Annotated in this window: 2 protein-coding genes and 1 tRNA gene; 1 reads left to right on the plus strand and 2 read right to left on the minus strand. The window is 68.2% G+C overall.

What is annotated here, in order from left to right; translation table 11 throughout:
- Window positions 1-93 precede the first annotated feature (93 nt).
- Window positions 94-166, minus strand: a tRNA-Thr gene (locus SK224_RS16680).
- 67 nt (window positions 167-233) lie between these two features.
- Window positions 234-1,172, minus strand: a complete 939-nt coding sequence (locus SK224_RS16685) for a DsbA family protein (protein ID WP_320435764.1) — start codon at window positions 1,170-1,172, stop codon at window positions 234-236.
- Between the two features lie 210 nt (window positions 1,173-1,382).
- On the opposite strand from SK224_RS16685, the gene SK224_RS16690 reads away from it, so the two are divergent.
- Entirely contained in the window at window positions 1,383-2,486 is a 1,104-nt protein-coding gene (locus SK224_RS16690) for a sn-glycerol-3-phosphate ABC transporter ATP-binding protein UgpC (RefSeq protein WP_320435765.1), read from the plus strand.
- The last annotated feature ends 42 nt before the right edge of the window (window positions 2,487-2,528 follow it).

The following is a 2,528-nucleotide window of genomic DNA, read 5'->3' on the forward strand; positions in this document are numbered from 1 at the left end:
CCAGCGAGCGCAAAACCCCGAGTAAACAGCGAATCGCGCCCACTCCACGAGCTTGGAGTGGGCGCGATTCGGCTTCTGATCTGGTCTTTCCTGTGCCGGCTACAGGACTTGAACCTGCAACCCCCGTATTACAAGTACGGTGCGCTACCAATTGCGCCAAGCCGGCGTGACCGCCTGGCGGCCTGACGCCCTCGCGAGCGCAGGGACGAGTCTATGCGCTCAGCGCGGGCGGATCACGACGAGGGCGTCGGGGTCGGGGTGGGGCTGGCCGTGCGGTAGTACGCGTCGCTCGCCGTGGTGAGCACGAACTGCGCGAACTCCTTCGGGTCGTCGAGTGCGCCCTGGTAGAGCTCACCGTTGACGAAGATCATCGGCGTGCTGGTGAGCGTCAGACCGTCCGTGCCGGGGATGCCGGCGACGGCCGTATCGGTCGCGCTCTTGGCCCACGCCATGAACTCGCCGTTCTCGATGCAGGAACGCACCTGACGAGGCTCGGCCGCCCCGGCGGCCTGAGCCATGTCGGCGAGCGTGTCGTCGCTCAGCCCGTCGGATGTGGCCTCGGGCTGCTGCAGCAGCAGCTGGTGGTTGAACGCGAACACCGTGTCGGGCGAGTAGGTCGCGACACAGGCCGCCGCACCCGCCGCACGCAAGGAGTACTTCGTGCCGTTCGACTTGGCGGTGAGCATGGCGACGGGGTGGTACGAGAGCGTCGCCGCCCCCTCCGTCACCCAAGAGGAGAGCTGAGGAGCGTTCGCCGTCTCGAACTGCTTCGCCCCGGGAGCGAGGTAATCCACGTAGACGCGGATGTCGACGGACGACCGGTTGGTGGGCGCCGGCGTAGGGGACGTGTCACCCTGCGGTGTCGCGGACTCGGTCGGTGCAGGCTCGTCCACCGACCCGCCGAGCACCGAGACACCGGCGACGGATGCGACAGCGAACCCGCCATCGACCGCGCCGCTCGGCTGGAGCTGAGGAGAGGAGGTCGACGAGCTCACCGCGAACACCACCGCGGCGACCACCGCGCCGACGACCGCCACACCGCTGATCGAGAGGGCGGCCACACGAAGTCGTCCGACCCGCGCATGGCGCTGCCGCACTCGCTGCGCCTTCTCGCGCACCGCCTCGCGGCGGTCGCTCGGCGCCGGGACGTTCGATGAGTCGTCGCTCGACATAGGACCTCTGAAGAAAACGTAGGGACCGGCGGAGTCCGGTCGGGCCGCACGGGAAACGGCCGATCCGATGCTAGCCAGACAGCCTGAGAAATGCCCAGACGCTCGTGCCATACTGAGAGGTGCGCCCGATGGCGGGCGTTGCGGGTCACCCCCGCGCATCCATCACTACGGATCGTCCGGCACGTACCTGCCGGTGAAGGAGAAGAAACAGTGGCAACTGTCACGTTCGACAACGCAACGCGTCTGTACCCGGGCGGAACCCGCCCGGCGGTCGACAAGCTCAATCTCGAGGTCGGAGACGGCGAGTTCCTCGTCCTGGTCGGCCCCTCGGGTTGCGGTAAGTCCACCTCGCTGCGCATGCTCGCCGGCCTCGAAGAGGTCAACTCGGGCAGCATCCGCATCGGCGACCGCGACGTCACCGACGTCCCGCCGAAGGACCGCGACATCGCGATGGTGTTCCAGAACTACGCCCTCTACCCCCACATGACGGTCGCCGAGAACATGGGCTTCGCGCTCAAGATCGCCGGCGTCGGCAAGGAGGAGCGCGCCCAGCGTGTGCTCGAGGCAGCCAAGCTTCTCGACCTCGAGGAGTACCTGACCCGCAAGCCGAAGGCCCTCTCGGGTGGTCAGCGTCAGCGTGTCGCCATGGGTCGCGCCATCGTGCGTCAGCCCCAGGTCTTCCTCATGGACGAGCCGCTGTCGAACCTCGACGCCAAGCTTCGCGTGCAGACGCGTACGCAGATCGCGTCGCTGGTGCGCCGCCTCGGCGTCACCACGGTCTACGTCACGCACGATCAGACCGAGGCGCTCACCATGGGTGACCGCATCGCCGTGCTGAAGGACGGCCTGCTGCAGCAGGTCGGCACCCCGCGCGACCTGTACGAGAAGCCGAAGAACGTCTTCGTCGCCGGCTTCATCGGCTCCCCCGCCATGAACCTCTTCCCGGCCGACCTGGCCGAGGGCGGCGTCCGCTTCGGTGACCTCATCGTCCCCGTCGAAGCCGACACCATCGGCAAGGCGCACGGCTCCGAGGTCACGATCGGCGTGCGTCCCGAGGACATCCAGGTGGCTCCGGCCGACGGCAAGGGCCTCTCGGTCGTCGTCGACCTGATCGAAGAGCTCGGCGCCGACGGCTACCTGTACGGCCACTCCGAGATCAACGGCAAGCGCACCGACATCGTGGCGCGCGTCGACGGTCGCCGTCACCCGAGCGCGGGCGAGACGGTCATCCTCGCTCCCGTCCCCGGTCACGTGCACGTGTTCGACCTCGAGACCGGCGAGCGCCTGAACGACAAGGCGATCGCTTCGGTCTGATCGGAACGACCCCGGCGGCGCGGCGGATCCACCCGGATCCGC

Source organism: Microbacterium sp. BG28, assembly GCF_034044005.1.
GTDB lineage: Bacteria > Actinomycetota > Actinomycetes > Actinomycetales > Microbacteriaceae > Microbacterium.